General features: G+C 72.5%; 22 protein-coding genes. 8 read left to right on the top strand and 14 right to left on the bottom strand.

Annotation, left to right across the window (positions count from 1 at the left end):
- The first annotated feature begins 63 nt into the window (after positions 1 to 63).
- The 3 genes from ACQEUU_RS36140 to ACQEUU_RS36130 all read left to right on the top strand — a co-directional run bounded on the left by ACQEUU_RS36140 (position 64) and on the right by ACQEUU_RS36130 (position 2,553).
- Positions 64 to 819, top strand: a complete 756-nt coding sequence (locus tag ACQEUU_RS36140; protein WP_433075051.1) for a LamB/YcsF family protein — start codon at positions 64 to 66, stop codon at positions 817 to 819.
- A 190-nt stretch (positions 820 to 1,009) separates the two neighbouring features.
- Entirely contained in the window at positions 1,010 to 1,699 is a 690-nt protein-coding gene (locus ACQEUU_RS36135; RefSeq protein ID WP_433075048.1) for a 5-oxoprolinase subunit B family protein, read from the top strand.
- Positions 1,696 to 2,553, top strand: coding sequence for a biotin-dependent carboxyltransferase family protein (locus ACQEUU_RS36130; RefSeq protein ID WP_433075045.1), 858 nt, complete (start codon positions 1,696 to 1,698; stop codon positions 2,551 to 2,553). The genes ACQEUU_RS36135 and ACQEUU_RS36130 overlap by 4 nt, the downstream gene beginning before the upstream one ends.
- 46 nt (positions 2,554 to 2,599) lie before the next feature.
- Here ACQEUU_RS36130 and ACQEUU_RS36125 read toward each other — a convergent pair whose 3' ends face one another.
- The 8 genes from ACQEUU_RS36125 to ACQEUU_RS36090 all read right to left on the bottom strand — a co-directional run bounded on the left by ACQEUU_RS36125 (position 2,600) and on the right by ACQEUU_RS36090 (position 13,601).
- Positions 2,600 to 3,427, bottom strand: a complete 828-nt coding sequence (locus ACQEUU_RS36125; RefSeq protein WP_433075042.1) for a PhzF family phenazine biosynthesis protein — start codon at positions 3,425 to 3,427, stop codon at positions 2,600 to 2,602.
- A gap of 30 nt (positions 3,428 to 3,457) precedes the next feature.
- On the bottom strand, positions 3,458 to 4,561 hold the full coding sequence (locus ACQEUU_RS36120; RefSeq protein WP_433075039.1) for a winged helix DNA-binding domain-containing protein: 1,104 nt from the start codon (positions 4,559 to 4,561) through the stop codon (positions 3,458 to 3,460).
- A gap of 30 nt (positions 4,562 to 4,591) precedes the next feature.
- Complete coding sequence (locus tag ACQEUU_RS36115) at positions 4,592 to 6,280, bottom strand: ABC transporter family substrate-binding protein (protein WP_433075036.1); 1,689 nt, start codon at positions 6,278 to 6,280, stop codon at positions 4,592 to 4,594.
- Between the two features lie 33 nt (positions 6,281 to 6,313).
- Positions 6,314 to 8,323 (bottom strand): dipeptide ABC transporter ATP-binding protein, encoded by a 2,010-nt coding sequence (locus ACQEUU_RS36110; protein WP_433075033.1) that lies wholly within the window; start codon positions 8,321 to 8,323, stop codon positions 6,314 to 6,316.
- A complete protein-coding gene (locus ACQEUU_RS36105; RefSeq protein WP_433075031.1) occupies positions 8,320 to 9,231 on the bottom strand; it encodes an ABC transporter permease in 912 nt (303 codons plus the stop codon). Before ACQEUU_RS36105 ends, ACQEUU_RS36110 begins: the two co-directional genes overlap by 4 nt.
- Positions 9,228 to 10,214 (bottom strand): ABC transporter permease, encoded by a 987-nt coding sequence (locus ACQEUU_RS36100; RefSeq protein ID WP_433075028.1) that lies wholly within the window; start codon positions 10,212 to 10,214, stop codon positions 9,228 to 9,230. The genes ACQEUU_RS36105 and ACQEUU_RS36100 overlap by 4 nt, the downstream gene beginning before the upstream one ends.
- A gap of 83 nt (positions 10,215 to 10,297) precedes the next feature.
- The gene (locus ACQEUU_RS36095) at positions 10,298 to 12,640 is read right to left on the bottom strand and encodes an AAA family ATPase (RefSeq protein WP_433075025.1); all 2,343 of its coding nucleotides are present in this window, start codon (positions 12,638 to 12,640) and stop codon (positions 10,298 to 10,300) included.
- A 64-nt stretch (positions 12,641 to 12,704) separates the two neighbouring features.
- Positions 12,705 to 13,601: a haloalkane dehalogenase gene (locus ACQEUU_RS36090; protein ID WP_433075022.1), complete on the bottom strand. Its 897-nt coding sequence runs from the start codon at positions 13,599 to 13,601 to the stop codon at positions 12,705 to 12,707.
- Positions 13,602 to 13,809: 208 nt separating this feature from the next.
- Between ACQEUU_RS36090 and ACQEUU_RS36085 the strand changes: the two genes are divergently transcribed.
- The gene (locus ACQEUU_RS36085; RefSeq protein ID WP_433075019.1) at positions 13,810 to 15,339 is read left to right on the top strand and encodes an MFS transporter; all 1,530 of its coding nucleotides are present in this window, start codon (positions 13,810 to 13,812) and stop codon (positions 15,337 to 15,339) included.
- A gap of 35 nt (positions 15,340 to 15,374) precedes the next feature.
- Positions 15,375 to 16,142, top strand: a complete 768-nt coding sequence (locus ACQEUU_RS36080; protein ID WP_433075016.1) for a DoxX family membrane protein — start codon at positions 15,375 to 15,377, stop codon at positions 16,140 to 16,142.
- A gap of 51 nt (positions 16,143 to 16,193) precedes the next feature.
- Here the strand turns inward: ACQEUU_RS36080 and ACQEUU_RS36075 are convergent, their stop codons facing one another.
- Complete coding sequence (locus ACQEUU_RS36075) at positions 16,194 to 16,445, bottom strand: hypothetical protein (RefSeq protein WP_433075013.1); 252 nt, start codon at positions 16,443 to 16,445, stop codon at positions 16,194 to 16,196.
- Between the two features lie 173 nt (positions 16,446 to 16,618).
- Between ACQEUU_RS36075 and ACQEUU_RS36070 the strand changes: the two genes are divergently transcribed.
- Together ACQEUU_RS36070 and ACQEUU_RS36065 are read left to right on the top strand one after the other, a co-directional pair.
- Positions 16,619 to 17,071, top strand: coding sequence for a carboxymuconolactone decarboxylase family protein (locus ACQEUU_RS36070; protein WP_433075010.1), 453 nt, complete (start codon positions 16,619 to 16,621; stop codon positions 17,069 to 17,071).
- Positions 17,072 to 17,368: 297 nt separating this feature from the next.
- Positions 17,369 to 17,542 (top strand): hypothetical protein, encoded by a 174-nt coding sequence (locus tag ACQEUU_RS36065; RefSeq protein WP_270157051.1) that lies wholly within the window; start codon positions 17,369 to 17,371, stop codon positions 17,540 to 17,542.
- On the opposite strand, the gene ACQEUU_RS36060 is transcribed toward ACQEUU_RS36065, so the two are convergent.
- Positions 17,539 to 18,165: a pyridoxamine 5'-phosphate oxidase family protein gene (locus ACQEUU_RS36060; RefSeq protein ID WP_433075007.1), complete on the bottom strand. Its 627-nt coding sequence runs from the start codon at positions 18,163 to 18,165 to the stop codon at positions 17,539 to 17,541. The genes ACQEUU_RS36065 and ACQEUU_RS36060 overlap by 4 nt on opposite strands.
- A 65-nt stretch (positions 18,166 to 18,230) precedes the next feature.
- The gene (locus tag ACQEUU_RS36055; RefSeq protein ID WP_433075004.1) at positions 18,231 to 19,328 is read right to left on the bottom strand and encodes a PrsW family intramembrane metalloprotease; all 1,098 of its coding nucleotides are present in this window, start codon (positions 19,326 to 19,328) and stop codon (positions 18,231 to 18,233) included.
- A gap of 163 nt (positions 19,329 to 19,491) precedes the next feature.
- Between ACQEUU_RS36055 and ACQEUU_RS36050 the strand changes: the two genes are divergently transcribed.
- Positions 19,492 to 19,890, top strand: a complete 399-nt coding sequence (locus tag ACQEUU_RS36050) for an ester cyclase (protein ID WP_433075001.1) — start codon at positions 19,492 to 19,494, stop codon at positions 19,888 to 19,890.
- Positions 19,891 to 19,962: 72 nt separating this feature from the next.
- On the opposite strand, the gene ACQEUU_RS36045 is transcribed toward ACQEUU_RS36050, so the two are convergent.
- From ACQEUU_RS36045 to ACQEUU_RS36035, 3 genes are all read right to left on the bottom strand, one after another.
- Positions 19,963 to 23,841 carry a vitamin B12-dependent ribonucleotide reductase gene (locus tag ACQEUU_RS36045; RefSeq protein ID WP_433074998.1) on the bottom strand — a complete coding sequence of 1,293 codons (3,879 nt, stop codon included), beginning with the start codon at positions 23,839 to 23,841 and terminating at the stop codon, positions 19,963 to 19,965.
- A complete protein-coding gene (nrdR, locus tag ACQEUU_RS36040; RefSeq protein WP_433074995.1) occupies positions 23,838 to 24,293 on the bottom strand; it encodes a transcriptional regulator NrdR in 456 nt (151 codons plus the stop codon). Before nrdR ends, ACQEUU_RS36045 begins: the two co-directional genes overlap by 4 nt.
- Positions 24,294 to 24,621: 328 nt before the next feature.
- Positions 24,622 to 24,918, bottom strand: a complete 297-nt coding sequence (locus ACQEUU_RS36035; RefSeq protein WP_433074992.1) for a LysM peptidoglycan-binding domain-containing protein — start codon at positions 24,916 to 24,918, stop codon at positions 24,622 to 24,624.
- Between the last annotated feature and the right edge of the window lie 46 nt (positions 24,919 to 24,964).

The following is a 24,964-nucleotide window of genomic DNA, read 5'->3' as shown; positions in this document are numbered from 1 at the left end:
TCTCCCACGCCCGGCGGGGCGGATTCCGCCCCGGTGAGGGTGCGGAGGGGTCACGATGGACCCATGGTGATCGACCTCAACGCGGATCTCGGCGAAGGCTTCGGCGTCTGGCGGCTCGGCGACGACCTCGCCCTGCTCGACATCGTCACGAGCGCCAACGTCGCCTGCGGCTTCCACGCCGGCGATCCGGTGACGATCAGGCGCACCTGCGCGGCGGCGGTCGACCGGGGCGTGACGATCGGGGCCCAGGTGTCCTACCGCGACCTGGCCGGCTTCGGCCGCAGGGAGATGGACGTGGAGCCCGAGGAGCTCTGCGCCGAGGTGCTCTACCAGCTCGCCGCCGTCGACGGCATCGCCAGGGCGATGGGCGGGCGCGTCTCGTACGTCAAGCCGCACGGCGCGCTCTACAACCGGGTCTGCCGCGACCATGAGCAGGCCATGGCCCTGGTCGACGCGGTGGCCGACCACGACCCCTCGCTGCCGGTGCTGACGCTGCCGGGGTCGGTGGTGCACGAGGTGGCGGCGGCCTCCGGGGTGCCGACCGTGAGCGAGGCGTTCGCCGACCGCGCCTACACCGCAGCCGGCGCGCTGGTGTCGCGGCGGGCTCCGGGCGCGGTCATCCACGACGAGCGCATCGTGTCCGAGCGCGCGGTCCGGATGGCCCGCGAGGGGCTGGTCACCTCCGCCGACGGCCCCGACGTGCCGGTGACCGCCCGCTCGATCTGCGTCCACGGCGACACCCCCGGCGCGGTCGGCCTGGCCCGCGCCGTCCGTGACGGCCTTCTGGAGGCCGGCGTGGTGCTCCAGGCGTTCGCATGACCCGTACCCGCATGGCCCGCATCGGCCCGCACCACGCTGCCGCATCGGCACCGGACGCGGGCCGGACTGACAGCCCGGCGTCTCAGGGGTCGCGGCCTCCCGTGTCGCGGCGCGCGGTCGCGGGCGCGCCGATGCGTCTGTCACCGCTCCGAGGGGCGTCGGCGGTCCCGGGGCGCGTCGCGGAGGGCGCGTGATCCGGCGGGCCGGGGAGCACGGCCTGCTCGTCGAGACCGGCGCCCTGGAGGTCTCCCATCGGCTGGACGCCGCCCTGCGGGACGAACGGCCGCCGGAGGTGCTGGAGGTGGTCCCTGGGCCCGAGACGGTGCTCGTGGTGGCTCCCGGCGCCGATCAGGGCCGGTTGCGCGAGCTGCTGGAGAGGCTGGCGGCCCGCTGCCGCGACGCCCCGCCGGGCGGGCATGGCGAGTCGGGTGGAGACCCAGGTCTGCCGTACGGGCCGGACGGATCGGGTGCGGGCTCGGGTCCGCCGTCGTACGAGGGCGTGGGCAGGGTGACGATTCCCGTGACGTACGACGGTGCGGACCTTGAGTCCGTGGCCGAGGCGGCCGGGATCTCGGTGGACGAGGTGGTGGCCAGGCACACCGGCCGGGAGCTGGTCGTCGGCTGGCTGGGGTTCGCGCCCGGCTTCGCCTACCTGATCGGCCTGGACCCGGTGCTGCACGTGCCCAGGCTGGCGACGCCGCGCACGTCGGTGCCGGCCGGGTCGGTGGCGATCGCGGGCCCGTACTCGGCCGTCTACCCCACCGCGTCGCCCGGCGGGTGGCGGCTGCTCGGGCGTACGGACGCGCGGGTGTGGGACGTGTCGGCCGAGCCGCCGACGCCGTTCCGGCCCGGCACCCGCGTGCGGTTCGAGGCCGCATGATCGAGGTTCTGGCGCCGGGCCCGTACGCGACCGTGCAGGACCTGGGCCGGCACGGGTACGCGCACCTGGGCGTGCCGTCCTCCGGCGCGGCCGACGCGGGGAGCCTGCGGCTGGCCAACCGGCTCGTCGGCAACCCGGAGCGGCTGGCGGGCGTGGAGGTGACGTTCGGGCTGGCCGCCCTGCGGTTCCTGGAGGGGGCGTGGGTGGCGCTGGCGGGCGCGCCGTGCCCGGTGTCCGGCGGCGCGACCGGGGCCGGCATGGGGGTGCCGTTCTGGGTGCCGAAGGGCGCCGAGGTGCGGCTGGGGGCGCCGGAGTGGGGGCTGCGCACTTATCTCGCGGTGCGTGGCGGCATCGCGGTGGAGCCGGTGCTGGGCAGCCGTTCGACCGACTCGCTGTCGGGGCTGGGGCCGCCACCGCTGCGGGCCGGCACGATCCTGCCGCTGGGCCCGGCGGCGGGGCCGGCCGGGATCACGGTGGACCTGGCCCCCCTCGCCGGGCCCCGGCCGGCGGTGCTGCGGGTGCTGCCTGGGCCGCGCGACGACTGGTTCGCCCCCGGGGCGCTGGAGACGCTGTGCGCCGCGCCGTACGCGGTGAGCCAGGACAGCAACCGGGTGGGGGTGCGGCTGCGCGGCGCGGAGCCGGCGCGGGCCCGGGAGGGCGAGCTGCCGAGCGAGGGCATGGTGACGGGGGCGGTGCAGGTGCCGCCGAGCGGCCAGCCGATCGTGTTCCTCAGCGACCATCCGCCGACCGGCGGCTACCCGGTGATCGCGGTGGTCGCGGACGCGGACCTGCCGGTGGCCGCGCAGCTCCGCCCCGGCGACGAGGTCCGGTTCAAGGTCGTGCCGCACGTCTGAGCCCGCCGCGACGCGGGAGCCGGTCCAGGGACGGGCCGGCGAGCCGTCAGAGGGCGACCGTGCCGCTCACGCGGCTGATCGTGGAGCCGCCCACCCAGACGTCGGCGCCGTCGGCGGAGATACGGACGCGGCCGGTGCGGCCGAGGACGGTGCCCTGGCTCGCCACGTACGGGGCGCTGACCCGGCCGGTGCGCAGCAGCCACTGGGCGACGGAGGCGTTGAGGCTGCCGGTCACCGGGTCCTCCGTGACGGTGCCCGCGTACGGGCAGAACGCGCGCACCTCGTAGGCGGCGGGAGAGCCGTCCGGGTATAGACCGGCGACCCCGGTGTCGACCGGGAGAAGGCCGGGGCGCAGGGCGAGCACCGCGTCGGCGTCGCGGAGCAGCAGCGCCACCCAGCCGGGCCCGTTGTCGGCCCACTCGGCGTCGACGATCTCGTCCAGCCCGATGCCGAGCCCGGCGGCGAGCTGCCGGAGCAGGTCCTCCTCGACGGGCCCGGAACGCAGCAGCGGCGGCGCGGCGAAGGCCAGCCCGGACTCGTCGCGGCGGATCCGCACCAGGCCGGCGCCGCACTCCTGGATGATCACGCCGGGGTCGCGCGGCATGCCCCCGGTCTCCAGCCAGGCGTGGCAGCTGCCGATCGTCGGATGCCCGGCGAACGGCAGCTCGGCGGAGGGCGTGAAGATCCGCACCAGGTAGTCGGCCCCGGCGGTGGTGGGCGGCAGCAGGAACGTGGTCTCCGACAGGTTGGTCCAGTTGGCGAAGCGGAGCATCTCCTCGTCGGTCAGCCCCTCACCGTCGAGGACGACGGCGAGCGGGTTGCCCCCGAAGGGGACCTCGGTGAACACGTCGACCTGGCGGAAGGCTCGTAGCATGCCCATCAGTCTGGCAGAGCCGCCCGGTGGTCACTCGCCGTCCGGCAGCGCCTCGACACCCTCGACGCGGGACACCGCGGCGCGCAGCGGACCCTCGGGGACGTCCTCGAACAGGTCGGTCACGACCCGGCCCGCCTCGGTCTTCCAGACGCCGGCCACCCGGCCGCCGTGGAGCACGACCGGGGAGATCCAGCCCGCCTGGCGGCTCACCTTCGGCCTGGCCGCGGCCGGGATGAGCGGCTCCAGGGAGCGCGGGGCGCCGAGGATGTACGGGTCGAAGCCGGGCAGCAGATGGACCTCCGCGGAGGGGCGGGTGGCCGCCAGGTCGTCGAGGTGCTCGGCGAGGGCCAGGAGGACGCGGCCGTCGTCGGTCTCGACCTCCGCCAGCTCCGGGCCCAGGTCGCGGAACCAGCCCCTGAGCACGGCCTTCCTGGCGACGCCGCCGAACAGCCACGTGTCGAGCATCTCCGGCGTCGCCGGGCCGTGGGCGCCCAGGAACGCGCGGACCACCCGCACCCCGGCCTCCTCCTGCGGCGGCAGGGCCGGGGGCCAGCCCGGCAGCCAGGCCCTGGGGGCGACGAAGGTGGCGCGGCCCTCGCGGGGCGGGCCGTAGCAGAGCTCTCCGAGCCGGCTGAGCGGCTTGAGCAGGGCTCCCCAGCCGGAGCCGAGCGCCTCGCGCAGGTGCTCGTCGCCGGTGTGGGCCACGACCGCGCCGACCAGCTCCTCCCTGGTCATCGGGCGCTCGCCGAGGACGCGCGGGACGGCGTCGACGATCTTCTCGATCTCGCCGGCGGTGACGCCGTGGCCGCGCTGCCAGGCGCCCTTCTCCCAGAAGCGCAGCGTGCTCAGGGCCGCACAGTGGTCGGGCAGGGTGTCGGCGGGCACCAGGTGGAGGGTGCCGCGCATGACCCAGGTCTTGGCGAGGGCGCGCTCGGCCCACAGCGCGCGGTCGATCGCGCCCGGGTCGGGCCGGTCGCCGCGCAGCGCGACGGCGAGCCGGGCGGAGGAGGCCACCTGCGCCTGCACCCCGCACAGCCGCCGGGCGATCTCCACCGGCCCGCCCCCGGGCTCGCTCACGAACTGACGGCGCAGCCGCCACGCCAGGATCTGGGGCCAGGACACCGAAGTCTTCACCCGGCCACTTCTACACGCCGCCGCCGACAACTAGCGCAGGAACCCGATGTCCTGGTAGCGGAGGTCGTGGAAGCCCCGTGCGCCGACGTTGGCCAGAGTGTCCTTGACCGCCACGACCTGTGGCCGCTGGTAGAGGGGCAGCACGCTGGCCTGTTCCCACAGGAGCCGGTCGGCGGCGTTGAGGTCGGCGCGGGCCTGGACGGGGTCGAGCTCGGCCACCGCGCGGTTCAGGGCCGCGTCGACGGCCTCGGAGCCGGACCGCCCCAGGTTGGCGTTCCAGGTCTTGCCGTCGGGACTGTTCACGTACGCCCCATAGCTGCTCGACAGAGGGAACGGAGTGCCGATGTACGCGAACGGCGCGATGTCGAAGTTGCCGGGGATGACGTACTTGGTGAAGAAGTCGTCGGTCGGCACCGCCTGGAGGGCCAGCTTCACCCCGATCTTGGCGAGCATGCTCTGCGCCAGCTCGCCCTCCGACTTGCCGAGCTGCGATCCCGCCGGCACCACGAACCGCAGGGTGAGCGGCTGCCCGTTCTTCACGCGCACGTCCCCTTCGAGCTTCCACCCGGCCTCGTCCAGCAGCCGCTGGGCCCGCCGCGGGTCGTACCCGCCGAAGGCGCCGGCGTTGTCGCGGTAGCCCTCCTGGGCCGGCATGAAGAAGTGGTTGTTGAGCGGAACCGCGGGCCAGTCGAGGCCCTGCAGGTCGGAGCGGGCGATGGCCGCCCGGTCGATGCCCAGCTGGAGCGCCTGCCGCACGCGTACGTCGCGCAGCTTCTCGCCGGAGCCGTTGAAGGTGAAGTGGCGGAAGTCGGGCCCGGCCGCGAGCCGCACCTCGGCGCCCGTGGCGCTCCTGGCCCTGGCGTAGTCGGGGGCGGACGGCCCGATGTCGGCCACGTCCAGCTCGCCGTTGCCGAACATGCCGGTGAGCGAGTCCTGGTCGGCCGCCCGGTAGACGATCCGGTCCAGCTTGGCCCGGTCTCCCCACCAGGCCGGGTCGCGGACGAGGGTGATGGTCTTGGTGGTGTGGTCGAGCCTGCCCACCTTGAACGGCCCCGCGGTCACCGGGATCGCGTTCAGCCAGGCGGAGTTGAACGCCTTGGCGTCCTCGTTGACGGCGGCCGGCAGCAGCGGGCTGAACAGGGACTGCCAGTCGCCGAACGGCCGCGCGAACGTCACCACCACCTCGTGCTCCCCCGCGCCCCGTTCGACCGCGGCGATGTCCTGGTAGCCGGTGGCGGAGACGATGCGGAAGGCGGAGTCGCCCCCGCGCATGACCTCCCACTGGGCGCGGTAGTCCGCCCAGGTGATGGGCTTGCCGTCGGACCAGCGGGCCTTGGGGTTGAGGGCGTAGGTGACGACCTGGCGCGGCCTGCGGTCGGTGATCCGGGCGTCGAGGACGTAGTCGCGGTTGACCGAGAGCCTGGCCTGGCCGTCGGAGGCGAACACGGACGGCAGCAGCGCGTTGCTGACCACGGCGGCCACGGCGAGGTTGCCGTCGATGTGGTTGCGGTTCCACTGGCTGGGGAACTCGTTGATGCCCCAGCGCAGCGTGCCGCCTTCGGCGACCTTGTCGCGCGGCTGGAGGTTGAGGTCGGACACCTTGACGGTGTCGTCGCCCTGGCCCGCGCCGGTGTCGGGGCCGCGCGCCCCGCAGCCGACCGGGGACAGCGCCAGGGCGGCGGCGACGGCGAGCCGCGCGCCTGTCAACGGGGCTTTCATCGGTGGTTCTCCTCCTGCTCGTGCGGTGCGGGGTCAGACGACGGCGAGCCTTTCGGCGTAGTGGCAGGCGGCCGACTGGTCCTGGCCCAGCGGGCGCATCTCCGGCTCGGCGCCGGCGCACAGGCCGCGCTCCGCCTCGGTCAGCACCGACCGGAACGTGGGGCACCGGGTGCGGAACCGGCAGCCGGACGGCGGCGCGGCCGGGTCGGGCCGCTCGCCGGTGAGCAGGATCCGCTCGCGGGCGCGCTCGCGCGCCGGGTCGGGCAGCGGGATCGCCGACAGCAGCGCCTGCGTGTACGGGTGGGCGGGCGCGGTGTAGAGGGCGTCGGCGTGGCCGATCTCGGCGATCCTGCCCAGGTACATGACGGCCACCCGGTCGGCGATGTGCCGCACCACGGCCAGGTCGTGCGCCACCAGCAGGTAGGACAGCCCGAGCTCCGACTTGAGCGCGCCGAGCAGGCCGAGCACGCCGGCCTGGACCGACACGTCCAGCGCGGACACCGGCTCGTCGAGCACCAGCAGGCGCGGTTCGAGCGCGAGCGCGCGGGCGATGGCGATGCGCTGCCGCTGGCCGCCGGAGAAGTCTCCCGGGTAGCGGGCGGCGTGGGCCGGGTCGAGCCCGACGAGCGCGAGCAGTTCGCCGACCCGTCGCCGGGGCGCGCCGTGCCGGTGGGTGCGCAGCGGCTCGGCCAGGATGTCGTGGACCGTCATCCGGGGGTCGAGGGAGGCGAGCGGGTCCTGGAAGACGACCTGCAGGTCACGCCTGATCTCCAGCCGCTGGGCGCCGGTGAGCGCGGCGGTGTCGCGGCCGAGCACCGTGATCCGGCCCCGCTGCGGGCGGGTCAGCTCCAGGATCTCGGTCAGCGCCGTGGTCTTGCCGGAACCCGACTCGCCGACGAGGCCGAGCGTCTCGCCCTCGCGGATGTCGAAGCTGATGCCGGCGACCGCGTGGACGGTGCCGGCACGCCTCCTGAACACCGTTCCTTTGACCAGCGGGTAGTGCTTGACCAGGCCGTCGACCTCCAGGACCGTGCGCGGGCGGCGCGGACCAGGACCGGCCCGGGGCGCGGGCGCGGGCGGCGGCGGGCGCACCTCGTCCCAGCGCAGGCACGCCGCCCGGTGGCCGGCGCCCACCTCGAACAGCGGCGGCTCGCGTTCGTCGCACGCCGCCACCCGCAACGCGCAGCGCGGCGCGAACGGGCAGCCCGGCGGCAGGTCGCCGGGCGCGGGCGGGGCGCCGCCGATCGCCGCCGGCGCGGCCCGGCCGGCCGCGTCGACGCGCGGCACCGCGCCGAGCAGCCCGGCGGTGTACGGCATGCGGGCGTGGTAGAAGACGTCGTCCACGTCGCCCGACTCGACCGGGCGGCCCGCGTACATGACCAGGACGCGGTCGGCGAAGCCGGCCACCACCCCGAGATCATGGGTGATCATCACGATGGCGGCGCCGGTCTGCCGCTGCGCGGTCTTGAGCACCTCCAGCACCTGGGCCTGGACGGTGACGTCGAGCGCGGTGGTCGGCTCGTCGCAGATGATCACCTCGGGGTCGTTGGCGACGGCCATGGCGATCAGCACCCGCTGGCGCATGCCGCCGGAGAACTCGTGCGGGAACGCCCGCGCCCGCCGCGCCGGGTCGGGGATGCCCACCAGGTCGAGCAGGTCGACGGCGCGCGCCGCGGCCCGTTCCCTGGAGACCTTCTGGTGGGTCCGCACGGCTTCGGCGATCTGGTCGCCGACGCGGTAGACGGGGGTGAGCGCGGACAGCGGGTCCTGGAACACCATCGAGACGGCGCGGCCGCGGACGGCGGCCAGCTCCCGCTCGCGCAGGCCGAGCAGCTCCCTGCCGTGCAGCCGGATCGAGCCGGTCACCCGGGCGCCGGGCGGCAGCAGTCCCATCACCGCGGCCGCCGACACCGACTTGCCGCAGCCGGACTCGCCGACGAGGCCGAGCACCTCGCCCTTGCGCACGGCGTAGCCGAGCCCCCGCACGACGGGCGTCCCGCCGAACGCGACCCGCAGGTCGTCGACCTCCAGCACCGGGCTCATCGCGGCCTCTTCGCCGCCGGGTCGAAGGCGTCGCGCAGCGCGTCGCCCACGAGGTTGACCGCGAGCACGGTGACCACGAGCAGCCCGGCCGCGAACCAGAACGTCCACGGCGCGTACACGGCGGTCCTGGAGCCGTCGGCGATGAGCGTGCCGAGCGACACGTCGGGCGGCTGGATGCCGAAGCCGAAGTACGACAGGGAGGTCTCGGTGAGTATGGCGGTGCTGACGTTCAGCGTGGCGTCGACGACCAGCAGCGACGACAGGTTGGGCAGGATGTGCGAGAACACGATCCGCGCCGGCCGCACGCCCAGGTAGCGGGCGGCCCGTACGAACTCGCGCTCGCGCAGCGAGATCGTCATCCCGCGGGCCATCTTGGCGGTCACCATCCACAGCAGCAGCGCCAGCATGAGCACGAACAGCGGCCACTGGCCGGAGCCGAACAGCGGCGACATCACGGCCAGGAGGAGGAACGCGGGCAGCACCAGCAGCAGGTCGGTCACCCAGGTGACGACCCGGTCGGTCCAGCCGAGGAAGTAGCCGGCGAACGCCCCGGCGAGAGCGGCCAGGGCCGTGCAGACCACGGCCGCCAGCAGCCCGACGACCAGCGACCGTCCCAGGCCGCGCAGCGTGACGGCGAACACGTCGGCGCCGGTCTGCAGCGTGCCGAACCAGTGGGCGGCCGACGGCGGACTGAGGAAGGCCGCGAAATCCTTGTCGGTGTGGGACCACGGGCTGAGCGGCGGCCCCGCGAACGCCAGCAGGAACACCAGCCCCAGCACCAGCGCGCCCGCCCGGCCCTGCCAGGAGGAGAGGAACCGGCCGGCCACCACCCTGGCCCTGGACGGCGGCGGCGTCCGTGCGGCGTCGTCGCCCGCCGCCTCCTCCGCGATCTCCTCCGACAGCGTCATCCGGCCCTCACCCGGGGATCGAGCGCGGCCTGCAGCAGGCCGGCGACCAGGGAGGCGGCCAGCACGGCGACGGCGGCCAGGCAGGAGATGGCGGCCACGGTGTTGACGTCGTTGGTGAACACCGAGCTGATCAGCCGCTCCCCCAGCCCGTGCCAGCCGAAGATCTTCTCGGTGAACACGGCGCCGGTCAGCAGGGCGCCGAAGGTGAAGGCGAAGTAGGTCGCCACCGGGATGAGCGCGGTGCGCAGCCCGTGGCGGATCAGTGCCCGCCGCCTGGTCAGGCCCTTGGCCATGGCGGTGCGCAGATAGTCGGCGCCGAGCACGTCGAGCATCATGTTGCGCTGGTAGCGGCTGAACACGGCGGCCAGGCCGAGCGTGATCGTGACCGTCGGCAGGACGAGGTGCTGGACCCGGTCGAGGAGGGTCGCCCAGAACCCGGCCTCCAGCCCGGCGGTCGCCTCTCCCGCCACCAGCAGCACCCGGGCGCCGAACACCTGGTCGTTGAGCCAGGTGCCGGCCAGGATCAGCACGTTGGCCAGCACCACCACGGGCACCGCGAGCAGCAGGAAGGACGCGGCCGTCGACAGCCGGTCGAACCAGCCGTACTGCCGGGCGGCGGCGAGCGCGCCCGCCACGACCCCCAGCGTGCTGCCGCACACCAGCCCGAGCAGGACCAGCCGGAGCGTCACGCCGGCCCGCCGCTTGAGGTCGTCGCCGACCGGCGCGCCGGTGACGGTCCGGCCGAAGTCGCCGCGCAGCACCCCGCCCGCCCAGGTGAGGTAGCGCTCCAGCAGGGGCGTGCGGTCGTTGAGGTTGAGCGCGGTGAGCTGCGCGTCGACGACGGCGGCCGGCGGCTGCGGGGTGCGGCCGGCGTAGTTGGAGCGCGGGTCGAGCGAGGCGGCGGCGAGCAGGTAGGCGAGGGAGGCGGCGACGGCGACCAGCACGACCGAGCTGACCAGCTTGCGGGCCAGGAACCCGGCCATCACCCCTCCTCCGGACGCTGCGTAGCCATATTGCTACAGGATGCGACCGGCGCCGCGCAGGCGAGTGCCAAAGAGGGGTCTGATTAACGTCCGGAAAGCTCGTCGACGGCGGTGCGCACGTCGTCGCTGGTGATCGTGGTCAGGTCGGCGGCGGTGGCCGGCTCCTCCGCCGTGGCGCGGGCGGCCAGCCGCACGTCGCGGCGCATCGCGGCGCGCTCGAACAGCGACCTGGCGAAGCGGCCGTTGCCCAGCCCGTCGATCAGCCGTTCCTCGCACACCCAGGTGAAGACCTCGTCGAGGTCGTGCAGCGCGTCGTCGTCGAACCGGTCGCCGGCCCGCTCGGCGAGGAGCACGGCGATCTCGGTCAGCTCGCGCGGCGCGTAGCTCGGGAAGGCGACCCGCTGGTTGAACCGGCTGGCCAGGCCGGGGTTGGTGGTGAGGAAGGAGTCCATCTCGCGTTCGTAGCCGGCCAGCACGACCACCAGCCGGTCGCGGTCGTCCTCGGCCCGCTTGAGCAGCGTCTGCACGGCCTCGGCGCCGAACGCGTCGCCGCCGGAGTAACCGGGGTTGACCAGGCTGTAGGCCTCGTCGATGAAGAGCACGCCGCCCAGCGCCCGGTCGACCAGCTCGTTGGTCTTGATCGCGGTCGCGCCGAGGTGCTGGCCGACCAGGTCGGCCCGGTGCGCCTCGACCACGTCGGGCCGGGCGAGCAGGCCGAGGGCGGCGAAGACGCGGCCCAGCACCCTGGCCACGCTGGTCTTGCCGGTGCCGGGCGGGCCGACGAACACGAAGTGGCGCATCTGCGGCGGCGTGGGCAGCCCGCGCTCCTGCCGCATGCGGGCCACCTGGAGCTGCGCGGCGATGGCGTGCACCTGCCGCTTGACGGGCGCGAGCCCGGCCATCCGGTCGAGGTCGGCGAGCGCCTCCTCCAGCGTGGGCGTGGCCACGTAGCCGCGGAAGCGGGCGGTCAGCTCGTCGAACGCCTTGGTCACGTCGGCCGTCGTGGTGGTCACCAGGTCCTCGGTGGTGGGCGTGCCGCCCGCGCCGACCACCCGCACGTCGCGGGCCTGGGCGGCGGCCTCGACCAGGCTGCGCGCGAACCTGGCGTTGCCCAGCTCGTCGACGAGCCCGCGCCGGTGGACGTCGGCGTACAGGCCGAGCAGGGTGGCCCCGGCCTCGGCGCCCATGGTGTCGCCGCGCCGGCGCTGCAGCAGCTCGGTGATCTCCGACAGCTCGGCGGCGGAGTAGGTGGGGAAGCGCACCCGGGTGGCGAACCGGCTGGCCAGCCCGGGGTTGCTGGACAGGAACGAGGTCATCTCCTGCTCGTAGCCGGCCAGGATGATGATCAGCCGGTCGCGGTCGTCCTCGGCGCGTTTGAGCAGCGTCTGCACGGCCTCGGCGCCGAACCGGTCGGGCTGGCCGTCGGAGGAGTTGATCAGCCCGTACGCCTCGTCGATGAAGAGCACGCCGCCCAGCGCCCGGTCGACCAGCTCGTTGGTCTTGATGGCAGTAGCGCCGAGATACTCGCCGACCAGGTCTGCGCGCTGAGCCTCGACCACGTACGGGGTCTCCAGCAGGCCGAACGCGTAGAAGATCTTGGCGAGCGTACGGGCGACGCTGGTCTTGCCGGTGCCCGGCGGGCCGAGGAAGACGAAGTGGCGCACCGGCCGGCCGGCGGTGTAGCCGGCCTCGGCGCGCAGCCGGGAGGCCTCGATGGAGGCGGCGATCGAGCGGACCTGCTCCTTGACCGGGGTGAGGCCGATCATGGCGTCGAGCTCGGCGAGCGCCTCCTCGACCGAGATCTGCGGCAGCCCCTGGGCCTTCTCCTGCTGCGGCTCGGGCCTGCCCTCGCGGGCGCGCACCCGTATCCGTTCCTCTGCGGTCACGTCGGCCCTGGCCCGGCGGGCGAGCAGGAACCGGTAGCCGAGGACGGAGGCGGCGGCGCCGTAGGCGACCCAGACGGCGAGGTTCTCCGAGACGAGCGAGAGCACGACGGCCAGCGCGCCCGCGGGCAGGAGCGCCACCAGCGTGGTGACCCACGGGGTGACCCAGCGGATCAGGTGGGCGGCGACGGCGACGGGCAGGGCGAGCACCATGAGCAGGGTCGGCGCCATGGACTGCGCGGGGAACGGCAGGGTGAAGAGCGGCAGCAGCGCCGCCCAGCCGGCGACGACGAGCACGGTGGCGGCGGCGGGCGGGAAGCGCAGGGTCAGCGCGGTGAAGCAGAGGATCAGCGCGGTGGTGAAGAACGTCTGGAGCAGGTCCCAGCCCAGCGCCGCGCCCGTGCCGACCGCCCCGATGAGGATCGCCGCGTACAGGACCCTGCGCACGGCGGGGGGAAGCCGGAAATAGCGCAGCCGCACCTTCTCGAACAGATCCCGCACCGCGGCTCGTCCCGCGGCCTGGGTCCTGCCGGACTCCTGCATCACGCCTCCCCGGTCCGCCCCCGGTTATACCGCACCGGACCGCCGTGTGGGCGGACCTGACACGCTAGGTGGAGGTCACGAAAGCGGCTATGTGGCGGCCGAGCTCGGCTCCGGCGTCCTCTTGCAGGAAGTGTCCGGCGCCCTTGACGACCGGGTGGTCCAGCCCGGCGGCGCCCACCATCGAGGAGCGCAGGATCGGCGCCATGCCGCCGGTGATCGGGTCCCCGTCGGAGAAGGCGACGAGGAACGGCCGGTCGAGCGTGGTGAGCGCCTGCCAGGCGGCGCGGTTGGCCGGTCCGGCCGGGTCGCCGGGCGTGTGCGGGACGAGACCGGGCAGGGCGCGCGGGCCCGCCTTGTACGACTCGTCGGGGAAGGGGGCGTCGTAGGCGGCGCGCACCTCGGGGGCGAGCCGGGTGGCGCAGCCGGACTGCACGAACCGGGCGACGTCCAGGGTGGGCGCGGTGGCCACCGCGTCCTTGAAGCGGTGCCAGACCTCGGGCATGGGAATGTCACCTGTCGGCAAGCCGGTGTTGGCGGCGACGATCCTGGCCACCCGTTCCGGATGCTCGGCGGCCAGACGCAGCCCGATGAGCCCGCCCCAGTCCTGGCCGACGAGGGTGACGCCGGTCAGGCCGAGCGCGTCGTACAGCAGGGCGCGGGTCCACTCGACGTGGCGGGCGTAGGTGTGGTCGCCGGGCTCGGCGGGCTTGTCGGAGCGGCCGAATCCGACGAGGTCGGGGGCGACGGCGCGCAGGCCGGCCGCGCCCAGCTCGGGCATGACGTGGCGGTAGAGGAACGACCAGGAGGGCTCGCCGTGCAGGAGCACCACCGGTTCGCCGTCCGGGGGCCCGGTCTCGACGTAGGCCATCCGCAGCCCGTCGCCGACCTCGGCGTAGCGGGGCTCGTACGGGAAGTTCGGCAGGTCGGCGAAACGGTCGTCCGGCGTGCGCAGGATCCGCATAGAACATGATTCTAGACTGAGGACAGTCGGGCGGGCAGGGTGCGGATAGCATGATTTCGATCCCGCTAAACGGCGACATTTCGGTCAAGAGATGAACGGCCGTTCTTGGATCACTTGATACCGCTACACCCACCGCGGGGCATGCCCTAAGCTGCCACGCAAGTTCGTGCGGGCCCTGCTGTGAACGGATCGGCCTGCAAGGAGGCCCATGACCGTCACCCAGGCCGTGCCCCCCGCACGCCGCGCCGGCCGAGAGCATCAGCACAACCGCTGGGCCATCCTGGTGCTGCTCTGCGTGAGCCTCCTGCTCATCACGGTCGACGCGACGGTCCTGCACATCGCGGTCCCCGCGCTCACCGCCGCCCTGGAGCCGTCCGCGGTCCAGCTGCTGTGGATCATCGACGTCTACTCGCTGATCGTGGCCCCGCTGCTGATCGTGTTCGGCACCCTCGGCGACCGTTACGGGCGCAAACGCCTGGTCATCGCGGGCTTCGTGCTGTTCGGCCTGGCCTCGGCGGGAGCCGCCTTCGCCGCCACGCCGCTGACGCTGGTCGCGGCCAGGGCGTTGCTCGGCGTCGGCGGCGCCATGATCATGCCGGCCACGCTGTCGCTGATCCGCCAGGTGTTCACCGACCGCCGCGAGCGCGCCATCGCGCTCGGCGTGTGGAGCGCGGTCGCCGCGGCCGGCGCCGCCGTGGGGCCGCTCATCGGCGGCCTGCTGGTCGGCCTGTGGTGGGGCGCGGTCTTCCTGATCAACGTGCCGATCCTGCTCGTGCTGCTGCCCGCCGCCCTGCGCATGCTGCCCGAGTACCGCGACCCCGAGCCGCGGCCGTGGGACGTGACCAGCGCCGCGCTGTCCGTGCTGGGCATCCTGGCCCTGGCCTTCGGGCTGAAAGAGGCCGGGTCGGGCAGCCTGATGCCGTTCCCGGCCGCCGCCGCGGTCTTCCTGACGGGCGTGGCGCTGCTGGTGTGGTTCGCCCGGCGGCAGACCCGGCTGGAGACGCCGCTGCTGGACGTCTCCCTCTTCAGGCGGCGGGACTTCACCACCGGCGTGCTGGGCGTGCTGCTCGGCGTGTTCGCCCTGGTGGGCCTGCAGCTCATGCTCGCCCAGTACCTGCAGCTGGTGCTCGGCGACTCCCCGGTGCGCGCCGCGTTCCGGATGCTCCCGCTGGTGCTGTCGGCCATCACCGGCGGGCTCGTCGCCGCGCACCTCCTGCCCCGGCTCGGCATGCGCGCCACCATGAGCGGCGGCCTGGCGCTCGTCGCCTTCTCCCTCACCCCCACGCTGACCTTGGGCGTCGAGGGCCATCCCGTGATGCTGGCCTGCTGCTTCGTGGGCATCGGCTTCGGCGTCCAGGTGGCCCTGCTGGCCGCCTCCGACACGATCATGTCCGCCGCGCCCGCCTCCCACGCGGGCGGCGCCGCCGCCGTCGAGGGCACCGCGTACGAACTCGGCGCCGGCCTCGGCGTCGCCGTGCTCGGCACGATCACCACCATCGCGTACGCGCCGGGGCTCCCCGACGTGCGCGGCGTCCCGAGCGCGGGGATGGACCAGGCCAGGCAGTCCCTCGCAGGCGCGGCCCACGTCGCCGAGGAGGTCGGCGGCAACGCCGGCGGCGCTCTGCTGCACGCGGCCCGCTGGGCCTTCGTCAACGCCCTGCACACGACCGTGTTCGTGAGCGTCGTCCTGCTCAGCGTGACCGCCGTCGCGGTGGCCATGCTGCTTCGCCGTGATTGAGGTGTGCCATGTCCCGATTAGGGCAGTCAACAACCGTGAGACAGTCCCTCCGTGATCTCGCCGCGCTCGTCGCCCGCCTCGGCGTGGGCGGCATCTTCTTCGCCAACGGCTGGCGCAAGCTGGAGATAGGCCTCGTCGAGACCGGGGCGCAGTTCCAGGCCCAGGGAGCCCCCGCGCCGCGCGCCTGGGCGACGGTCACCATGCTGGTCGAGCTGATCGGCGGCACCCTGCTCATCGCCGGGCTGATGGTCTCGGTGATCGGGCTGGTCCTGTTCGCGGAGGCGGTCGCGGTGCTGTGGGTGGCGCCGCCGCTCAACCCGATCACGCTGAACGAGCTGATCCTGCTGGGCGCGGCCTCGCTGCTGCTGGCCGTGGTGGGCGCGGGCCGGATCTCGGTCGACCACATGGTGGTGATCAGACGGCGGGAGTCGGCCGCGGCCGACGAGTTCGCCGCCGACAACGAGGCCGACGCGGTCATCGCCGCCCTGCGCGACCCCGACAGGCCCACCGGCCCGGCCGCGCAGAGCAGGCCCGCCGCCGACCCGGCGCCACCGCCCGGGACTCCGGACAAGGCCGTGACTCCGGAGAAGCCCGGGACTCCGGAGAAGAAGGAGCCCGCCGGCAAACCGGCGCGTCCCCGTACCGAGAAGGACCAGGAGGCGGGACCGGGACCCGAGGACACCGCGCCGCTTCCCCGCCCCCGTCCGGCGCAGGCCGTCGAGCCCTCCCCCGCCACCGGCGACACGCTCGTGGCGGGCCGCAAGAAGCCGGCTCCCCGGTCCCGGCGCCCCGCCGACGACTAGAGAGCGCGCGACGCCGCGGCGGCGGGCCGTTTCAGGCCGTTTCAGGCTGTTTCAGGCCGTGGCGCCCGCCGTCACGCGGTCGACGATGCCGCTGGAGCCCTCCTGGCGGGCGCAGTGGGCGCAGCAGTACCAGTGGTCGCCCGACTGGACGCCATGGCCGATGACCTTGGTGCCGCAGTGCTCGCAGATGGGCGCCATCTTGTCGATCGCGCACTGGAAGGAGTCGAAGGTGTGGGTCGTGCCCTGGGCCCGGACCTCGAACGCCATGTCGTAGTCGTTGCCACATGTCTCACAGACGGCCATGGTGAATCCCCCGGATGATTGTCTGTCCTGTTCAGGGGTCTCATTTCCCCAGGGTGCCGTCCTATGCCATCCCCGTTTCCGGCGAGTTTCCTGAGGGCTGTCACACCGGGCGAGGGTGTCCCGTCCAGGTCGTGTCGGTTCCGACGGACATTCAACGGACCTGGAGGTTCACCATGACTCAGCGGCTCAACGTCGCGGACCTCGCCCCCGAGCCCTACCGGGCGTTCCTTTCGGTGGAGGCGTATCTGCGCGGCTGCGGCATCCCGCACGCCACGGCCCTGCTCATGAAGATCCGCGCCAGCCAGATCAACGGCTGCGCGTTCTGCGTGGACATGCACAGCCGCGACCTCAAGAAGGACGGCGGCAGCGACGAGCGGCTCTGGTCGGTGGCCACCTGGCGGGAGGCCACCGTCTACACCCCGGCCGAGCGGGCGGCGCTGGCGCTGACGGAGGAGGCGACCCGGCTCGCCGACCACGGGCGGGGGGTGTCCGACGCGGTCTGGCAGGAGGCGGCCGAGCACTACGACGAGAAGGAGCTCGCCTCGCTCGTCGTGGCCATCGCGATGATCAACGCGTGGAACCGGATCGTGGTCACCACCCGGATCCCTCCTGCCACCGGCGCCTGACTCCTCCGGCAGGCGTCACGGCCGCCGCCGTGACGCCTGCCTGTGCGTACAAATGCGTTGAGCGTACGGCGCGAGCCCGGTTACGTTGTTCGCCAGGCGACACCAATGGGGGGCAGACCCATGAGACGCGTGCGAATCGTCAGGACGACGACCAGGCGACGCCCGATCCGCGGCGGGGACCTGGATCTGCGGTCGCCCTCGGGCCGCCGATTGCCTTATTGAATTTCGCTCTTACAGCGCCCTTACGCGGGTTTCTGTTATTAACATAGGTAACAGGAACATCACGGGGGGAGGACGATGAGACGGCTCGTGACGGTGCCGCCGCGCATCGCCAGGCACAAGATCCGCGACATCCGATCGGCGGTGGCACACCCCAACCGGCCGGCCCCGGATCCCAAGGTCGTCGATCTGCGCGCCTACACGGGCCGCAACGTGATCCGGTTCCCCGACGGCCCCACCCCGGCCGCCTAGACCCCGTACAGCTTCTTGGCGTAGTTGTCCTCGGAGTAGTAGGTCTCCAGCTCCGCCAGCGTCTCAGGCGTCACCTGCACCTCCTTGACCAGGGTGGCGTGCGACGGGAGCAGGTCGGGACCCCACCGCTCGGGCCGCCACAGCGCGCTGCGCATGAACGCCTTGGCGCAGTGGAAGAAGATCTGCTCGATCTCCACGACCAGGGCGAGCGCGGGCCGGTGGCCCTTGACGATCAGCTCATCGAAGAACGGCGCCTCCCGCACCAGCCGGGCGCGGCCGTTCACGCGCAGCGTCTCGTTGCGGCCGGGGATCAGGTAGATCAGGCCGACGTGCGGGTTGGACAGCACGTTGCGGAACCCGTCCGCCCTGCGGTTGCCCGGCCGGTCGGGGATGGCGATCGTGGTGTCGTCGATGACGTGGGTGAACCCGGCCGGGTCTCCCTTGGGCGAGACGTCGCAGTTGCCGTCGGCGTCGGCGGTGGCGATCAGGACGAACGGCGAGGCCGCCAGCCACTGCCGGTCGCGCTCGTGCAGGCGGGCCCGCTCCTTCGTCGCCGCCCGGGGCATCACCTCGCCCAGCAGCTCACGCAGCTCGGCCTCGGACTCGATCTCCACCCAGCTCATCCGTGCTCCCCTCTCGTCGACGCCGGACATTATGCCAAGAATGCGGCTTCCGGGCGGGTGAGCTCTCACCAGCGGCGGGCCCGCGCCATCGCGTCCAGCAGCAGATCGCGCTCGGCCTCGAACCGGGCCGGATCCGCGCCCTCCCGCTCCGCGCGCAGATGGAGCATGGTCAGCTCGGTGGCGGCCTGCTGGTAGTCGCTCATCTGGCGGCCCAGCCCGATCCCCCTGGCCCACTTGCGGGCCTCGCGGCGGGCCCGCATCGTGGTCAGCATCCGCACGTCCAGCTCACTGACCAGGCCGGTGGAGGCGTACGCGGGCAGATAGGCGCCCATCCGTGAGACGAGCTGCCTGCGCTCCACCACCGTGATGGCGATCAGCGCGATGAGGGCCACCATGATCACCAGATACGCGCCCGCGACCATCGCCAGCGACCCGGTGGAGGCCGCGCCGTTCCACAGGGCGTGCAGGAGGACCGCGGCCAGGTAACCCAGCGGGACGGCCGCGAACCGGACGGCGTTGCGGCGGGTCAGCGCGTACGCCACCCCCACCCCGATCATCGCGGTGTAGACCGGGTGGCCCAGCGGGTCGATCAGCCCGCGGATGACGAACAGCTGCACGACCGCGCCGGCCCCCTCCTCGCCGTAGGCCATCAGGTAGTAGCCGACGTTCTCCACCGCGGCGAAACCCAGCCCGGCCATCGACGCGTACACGATGCCGTCCGTCAGACCGTCGATCTCCCGCCGCCGGCGCAGGAGCAGCAGCAGCGCCGCGCCCTTGAGCGCCTCCTCGATCACCGGCGCGAGCACCACCGTGCTGATGAGGCTCACGGCCTGCTCCCCGTATCCGGCGCGGGCGAACAGCTCCACCCCCACCAGGCTCAGCAGGATGGCCACGCCCACCGCCACCCCCGCCCCCCAGGCGAAGCAGAACGCCAGGTGCAGCTTCGGCTCCGGCTCCAGCCGGTCGAGCGAGAGCACCGCCGCCAGCAGCACCGGCAATGGCGCGATCGCCAGCAGCGCCGACAGGCCGAAGCCGATCGGCCCGCCGCTCGCCAGCAGCACCGCCAGCACCCCCAGCGCCAGCAGGCTGGACAGCACCAGACCGATGATCAATGCCTTGCTGGGCCGCCGGTCGAGCACGGGGGATCGCGGGGGAACCGTCATGACAGGCCCTTCCTTTCCATGGACACCCAGCTTGGCCCGCCGTGATCGACGCTCGCTTACAGGCCGCTTGCCGTCGGACGCGGGGGGCGCGGGACGTGGGGGACGTCAGGGACGCGGAGGAAGCAATCTATCCAAGCAGCGGCCGTGGGTAGAGATCACCGTCATGATGGCGAAACTGTACGAACGATGGCTGCTCACCATGTGGCAGGGCGACTTCTCCCTCGCCCATGAACTGGTCACCCCCGGCTTCGTCGGCCACTGGCCGGACATGGAGGTGCGGGGACCCGACCAGCTGATCGAGACGCTGCGGCAGGGACACGAGCCGTTCGAGAACGTCACCGTCACCCTCGACGTCGGGCCGATCGTCGAGGGCGACCACGTGGCCGCCCGGTGGACCTTCGCCGGCGCCTACCGGGGCGGCATGCCCGGCGCCACCGCCGCGCCCGGCACCCGGATCGCCTTCAGCGGCCACGACCTCCTGCGGGCCGAGGGTGACAGGTTCGCCGAGTACTGGATCATCTCCGACGTCCCGTCGCTGTCGCGCCAGCTCGGGACGGGCTGACCCGCGCCGGGCCTGAGCACGGCACGGGCGGGGCGCCGGGACGAACCCGGCACCCCGCCCATGGCCGCACGATCAGCTGCAGCCGCTGGTCGAGCCGCAGCCCTCGCAGACGTAGCAGCTGCCCGCCGGGCGCATCTTCGTGCCGCACGTCATGCAGAGCGGCGCGTCGGCGGTGAAGCGCTGGTGACTCTCCAGCGTCATCTCCTTGCCGGGCTCGGCCTCACGCCGCTCCTCCTTCGGCGCGGGCTCGATCGGCGCCGACTGGGCCAGCGCCTCCACCGTCTCCTGCAGCGCCGCCGGGTCCTCCCCGCGCTGCTGCGCCGCCCGCTCGGCCGCCGAGAAGATGCCGAGCGCCGCCCGCTCCTCGTAGGGCAGGTGGTCGAGCGCCAGCCGCCGGAAGATGTAGTCCATCACCGACGTCGCCATCCGGATGTCCGGGTCGTCGGTCATGCCCGCCGGCTCGAACCGCATGTTGACGAACTTGCTCATGTACGTCTCCAGCGGAACCCCATACTGGAGCCCGATCGAGATCGCCACCGAGAAGGCGTCCATGACACCGGCCAGCGTCGAGCCCTGCTTGGACATCTTGAGGAAGACCTCGCCCAGCCCGTCGTCGGGGTAGGAGGAGGCGGTCATGTAGCCCTTGGCGCCGCCGACCGTGAACCGGGTCGTGGTGCTCGGCCGCTGGTTGGGCATGCGCCGCCGGGTCGGCCGCGCCACCTCGACGACCTTGACCTCCGGCTCGGCCGCCTTCGGCTCCTCCTTCTTGCCGCCGGCCGACAGCGGCTGGCCCACCTTGCAGTTGTCGCGGTAGACGGCCAGCGCCTTGAGGCCGAGCTCCCAGCCCTCCTTGTAGACCTGCTCGATGTCGTCGATCGTGGCCGACTCGGGCAGGTTGACGGTCTTGGAGATGGCCCCGGACAGGAACGGCTGCGTCGCCGCCATCATCCGCACGTGACCCATCGGCGCGATCGCCCGCTCGCCCATCGCGCAGTCGAACACCTCGTAGTGCTCCTGCCGCAGGCCGGGGGCGTCGACCACGTGCCCGTGCTCGGCGATGTACTCGACGATCGCCTCGACCTGCTCCTCCTGGTAGCCGAGCTTCCTCAGGGCCCGCGGCACCGTCTGGTTGACGATCTGCATCGACCCGCCGCCGACGAGCTTCTTGAACTTGACCAGCGCCAGGTCGGGCTCGATGCCGGTGGTGTCGCAGTCCATCATCAGGCCGATGGTCCCGGTCGGGGCCAGCAGGCTGGCCTGGGCGTTGCGGTAGCCGTCCTTCTCGCCCAGCTTGAGGCACTCCGCCCACTGCCGGGACGCCTCGGCGTGGATCTTGGCGTCCATCGAGCCGATCGTGCGCAGGCTGTCGTTGGCCGCCGCGTGCTTGCGCATCACCCGCTTGTGCGGCTCGGCGTTGCGCGCGTATCCGTCGTACGGGCCGACCACCCCGGCCAGTTCGGCGCTGCGGCGGTAGGACACGCCGGTCATCAGCGACGTGATCGCCCCGGCCACGGCCCGGCCGCCGTCGGAGTCGTACGCGTGGCCGGTCGCCATGAGCAGGGCGCCCAGGTTGGCGTAGCCGATGCCGAGCTGCCGGTAGGCGCGGGTCGTCTCGCCGATCTTCTCCGTCGGGAAGTCGGCGAACGTGATCGAGATGTCCATCGCCGTGATGATCAGCTCGGTCAGCTTGACGAAGCCGGCCACGTCGAAGGCGCCGTCATCCTTGAGGAACTTCAGCAGGTTGATGCTGGCCAGGTTGCAGGAGGAGTTGTCCAGGTGGACGTATTCGGAGCAGGGGTTGCTGGCCGTGATCCGCCCGGTCTCGGGAGTGGTGTGCCAGTCGTTGATCGTGTCGTCGTACTGCACGCCGGGGTCGGCGCACTCCCACGCCGCCTTCGCCATCTTGCGGAACAGGTCGCGGGCGTCGACGGTCTCGATCACCTCGCCGGAGAGCCGGGCCCGCAGGCCGAACTTCTCGCCCTTCTCCACCGCGCGCATGAACTCGTCGGAGACCCGCACCGAGTTGTTGGCGTTCTGGTACTGCACCGAGACGATGTCCTTGCCGCCGAGGTCCATGTCGAACCCGGCGTCACGCAGCGCGCGGACCTTGTCCTCCTCGCGCGCCTTGGTCTCGATGAACTCCTCGATGTCGGGGTGGTCGACGTCGAGGACCACCATCTTGGCGGCCCGGCGGGTGGCGCCCCCGGACTTGATCGTCCCGGCGCTGGCGTCGGCGCCGCGCATGAACGACACCGGCCCGCTGGCGGTGCCGCCGCTGGAGAGCAGCTCCTTGGACGAACGGATGCGGGACAGGTTGACGCCCGACCCGGAGCCGCCCTTGAAGATCACGCCCTCTTCCTTGTACCACTCCAGGATCGACTCCATCGTGTCGTCCACGGCGAGGATGAAGCAGTTGTGCACCCGGAGGTTGCCCGAGAGGTATTCGCCACTCTCGGTCTGAATGTCGTAGACCTCCATCGGCCCGAGGTCCTCGACCCGGTCGATCTCCAGCCGCTTGGTCGCCTTCGACGGGTGTCCCGGCTGGTCGAAGCTCGTCTCGAGCTGGCCGGACTTGGTCTCGTCGATGAAGCCGATCTCGTCGGCGAAGGTGCGCCGGTCGCCGGCGGACTGGATGCGCAGCGTCCAGCAGCCCTCGCGGTCGTCGCGGGCGTCCTTCTTGACGCCGACGCGGGCGTAGATGCCGAAGCGCAGCAGCAGGCGCTGCATGCCGCGGATCAGCTCCTCGGAGATCATGTCGACCTCGACGACGGTGGAGCTCTCCCTCGCAGAGACGATGCCCTCGGCCTGGAAGACGCTGCGGAGATAGGCGGCCACCACCGGCAGCGGAGCGGTGAAGAGGCCGGCGGGGACGGACATGTCGACGCCGCGCCGACGCAGGTCCCACTTGTCCACGAAGCCTTCCAGCGACTTGCCGTCGAGGCGGGTGCGCCGGCAGTCGAGCGAGGTGTCCTGCGTCTCCACCGTGCGCTCCTTGCGGTGCACGTCGGGGAACACGACGTCGAGTGCTCGGGTCACCCAGGCGAGCTCGGCGTCGTTGACGGTCGTCGCCTCGATGGTGAGGGACTTGTCGGTGCCCTCGTCCTGTCCGACGAAGCCGTCGGACTGCAGCCAGCCGGCGAGGGCCGCCTCCGCCACCTCGGTGAAGTCGATCTCGCCTTCGCCGAACGCTTCGCGCCGGTGCCATTCGAGCTGGTCTCCGGGATTGAGCGTGGCGGCCTCCACGAAGTGGCCGGTACCGTCGCCGGTGGCCTTCCACACCAGGTGGTCGCCGGTGACGTCAAGCGTGTAGCCCGCCTTGGTGTGCAGGCGCAACACGTTCTTCACGCCGTTGGCCTTGGTGGCGATGACGCGGGTGAGGCCGTGGGCGTCGTAGACCTTGGCGCCGATCGCGTTGTCCTGGACGAGCTTGCCGATCGGGACGAGCCCGTCGGGCGTGCTCACCAGCGCGTCGTACGGCTGGCAGGCGCTCACCTGCTGGGGCGACTGGGTGCCGACGTTGAACCACACCGGGGAGTTGAACGCGAAGATCTGGTGGACCAGGGCGTGCTTCAGCTCATGGTCGAAGATCTCGGCGTCCTCTTCGCCGGCGAAGTAGCCGTGCTCCAGACCCGTCCGGGTGTAGACGCCGACGACCCGGTCGACGAGCTGCTTCAGGCTGTGCTCGCGCTGCGGCGTGCCGACCGCGCCGCGGAAGTACTTGGTGGTCACGATGTTGGTGGCGTTGATCGACCAGAACTCGGGGAACTCGACGCCCCGCTGTTCGAAGTTGATCGAGCCGTCGCGCCAGTTGGTCATGACGACGTCGCGGCGCTCCCACGCGATCTCGTCGTACGGGTGCACGCCGGCCGTGGTGAAGATCCGCTTCATCTTCAGGCCCTTGCGGGGACGCTTGCCTCCGCGCGTCACTGATCCGCTGGACGTCTCCGTCATGACTCCCCCTTCTCCGCCTTCAACTGTTGGATCTCGGCCTCGAAGTCCGCCAGGCTCTCGAAACCGCGATAAACCGATGCGAACCGCAGGTAAGCCACCTCGTCGAGCTCGCGCAGCGGCCCGAGGATCGCCAGTCCCACCTCGTTGGAGGCGATCTCGGCCGCGCCCTTGGCCCTGATGACTTCCTCCACCCTCTGCCCCAGCTGCGCCAGCGAGTCCTCGCTCACCGGTCTGCCCTGGCAGGCCCGTCGCACGCCCGCGACGACCTTGTCCCGCGAGAAGGGCTCGGTGACCCCGCTGCGCTTGCTCACCATGAGGAGCACGGTTTCCTGTGTGGTGAACCTGCGCCCGCACTCGGGGCACGTACGCCTGCGCCTGATCGCCGCGCCGTCCTCCGTGGAGCGGCTGTCGACGACCCGGGTGTCGAGATGGCGGCAGAACGGACAATGCACGCTTACGCCTCCTCGCTCCAGGGGTCACCACAGGCACGGGAATCCGCCCCGGCGGACGCTCGCGCACGCCCCACAATCGAGCTGTGGTGCGGTCGGCGAAACACAAGGTGTGGTGAACTACATCGGTGTAACTACTAGATGTTGTGGTCCAACCGTAGAAGCGCGCGACCATGAACGCAAGTTGGCCGAGCCCGTCCTACCGAAGTCGCTGATCAGCCAGCGGGTTCGCGCCACCCCTCGGGCGTGTCGCCGCAGCGCGTCACTTTCGTCAGCACGCGTCACGTACGTGACATGCGTTCACAGAGGCTCGGGAGCATGACCCGGCCACTCATTGTCCCTGGTGTAAAGGGGTGACGGCGTCACCCGGGACGTAGAGACGGGTGCCGGACCGCAGGAGCGAACCCGTCAGTCCGTTGAGCCGCCTGATCTCCCGCACCACGGCGGCGGGGTCCTCGCCGGGGTGCGCGACGGCGGCGGCGACGCTCCAGAGCGTGTCGCCCTCCCGCACCTGCACCCACGGCGACCCCGCGGCGCCCGGCGACCGGTCCGCCTGTGCGTGGCCGGCCGCCCTGGTGCCGAGCCAGAACCCGCCCAGCGACAGCAGCGCCATCACCAGCACCAGCACGGCACGCCCCCGCCGCGTCAACCGCACCGGCGCCGCCTCGACGGCA

The sequence above is a fragment of the Nonomuraea sp. CA-218870 genome (assembly GCF_050936535.1).
Classification (GTDB): Bacteria; Actinomycetota; Actinomycetes; order Streptosporangiales; family Streptosporangiaceae; genus Nonomuraea; species Nonomuraea corallina.
Note: the sequence above shows the minus strand (reverse complement) of the source record. Positions and strands in the feature narration are given on the sequence as shown.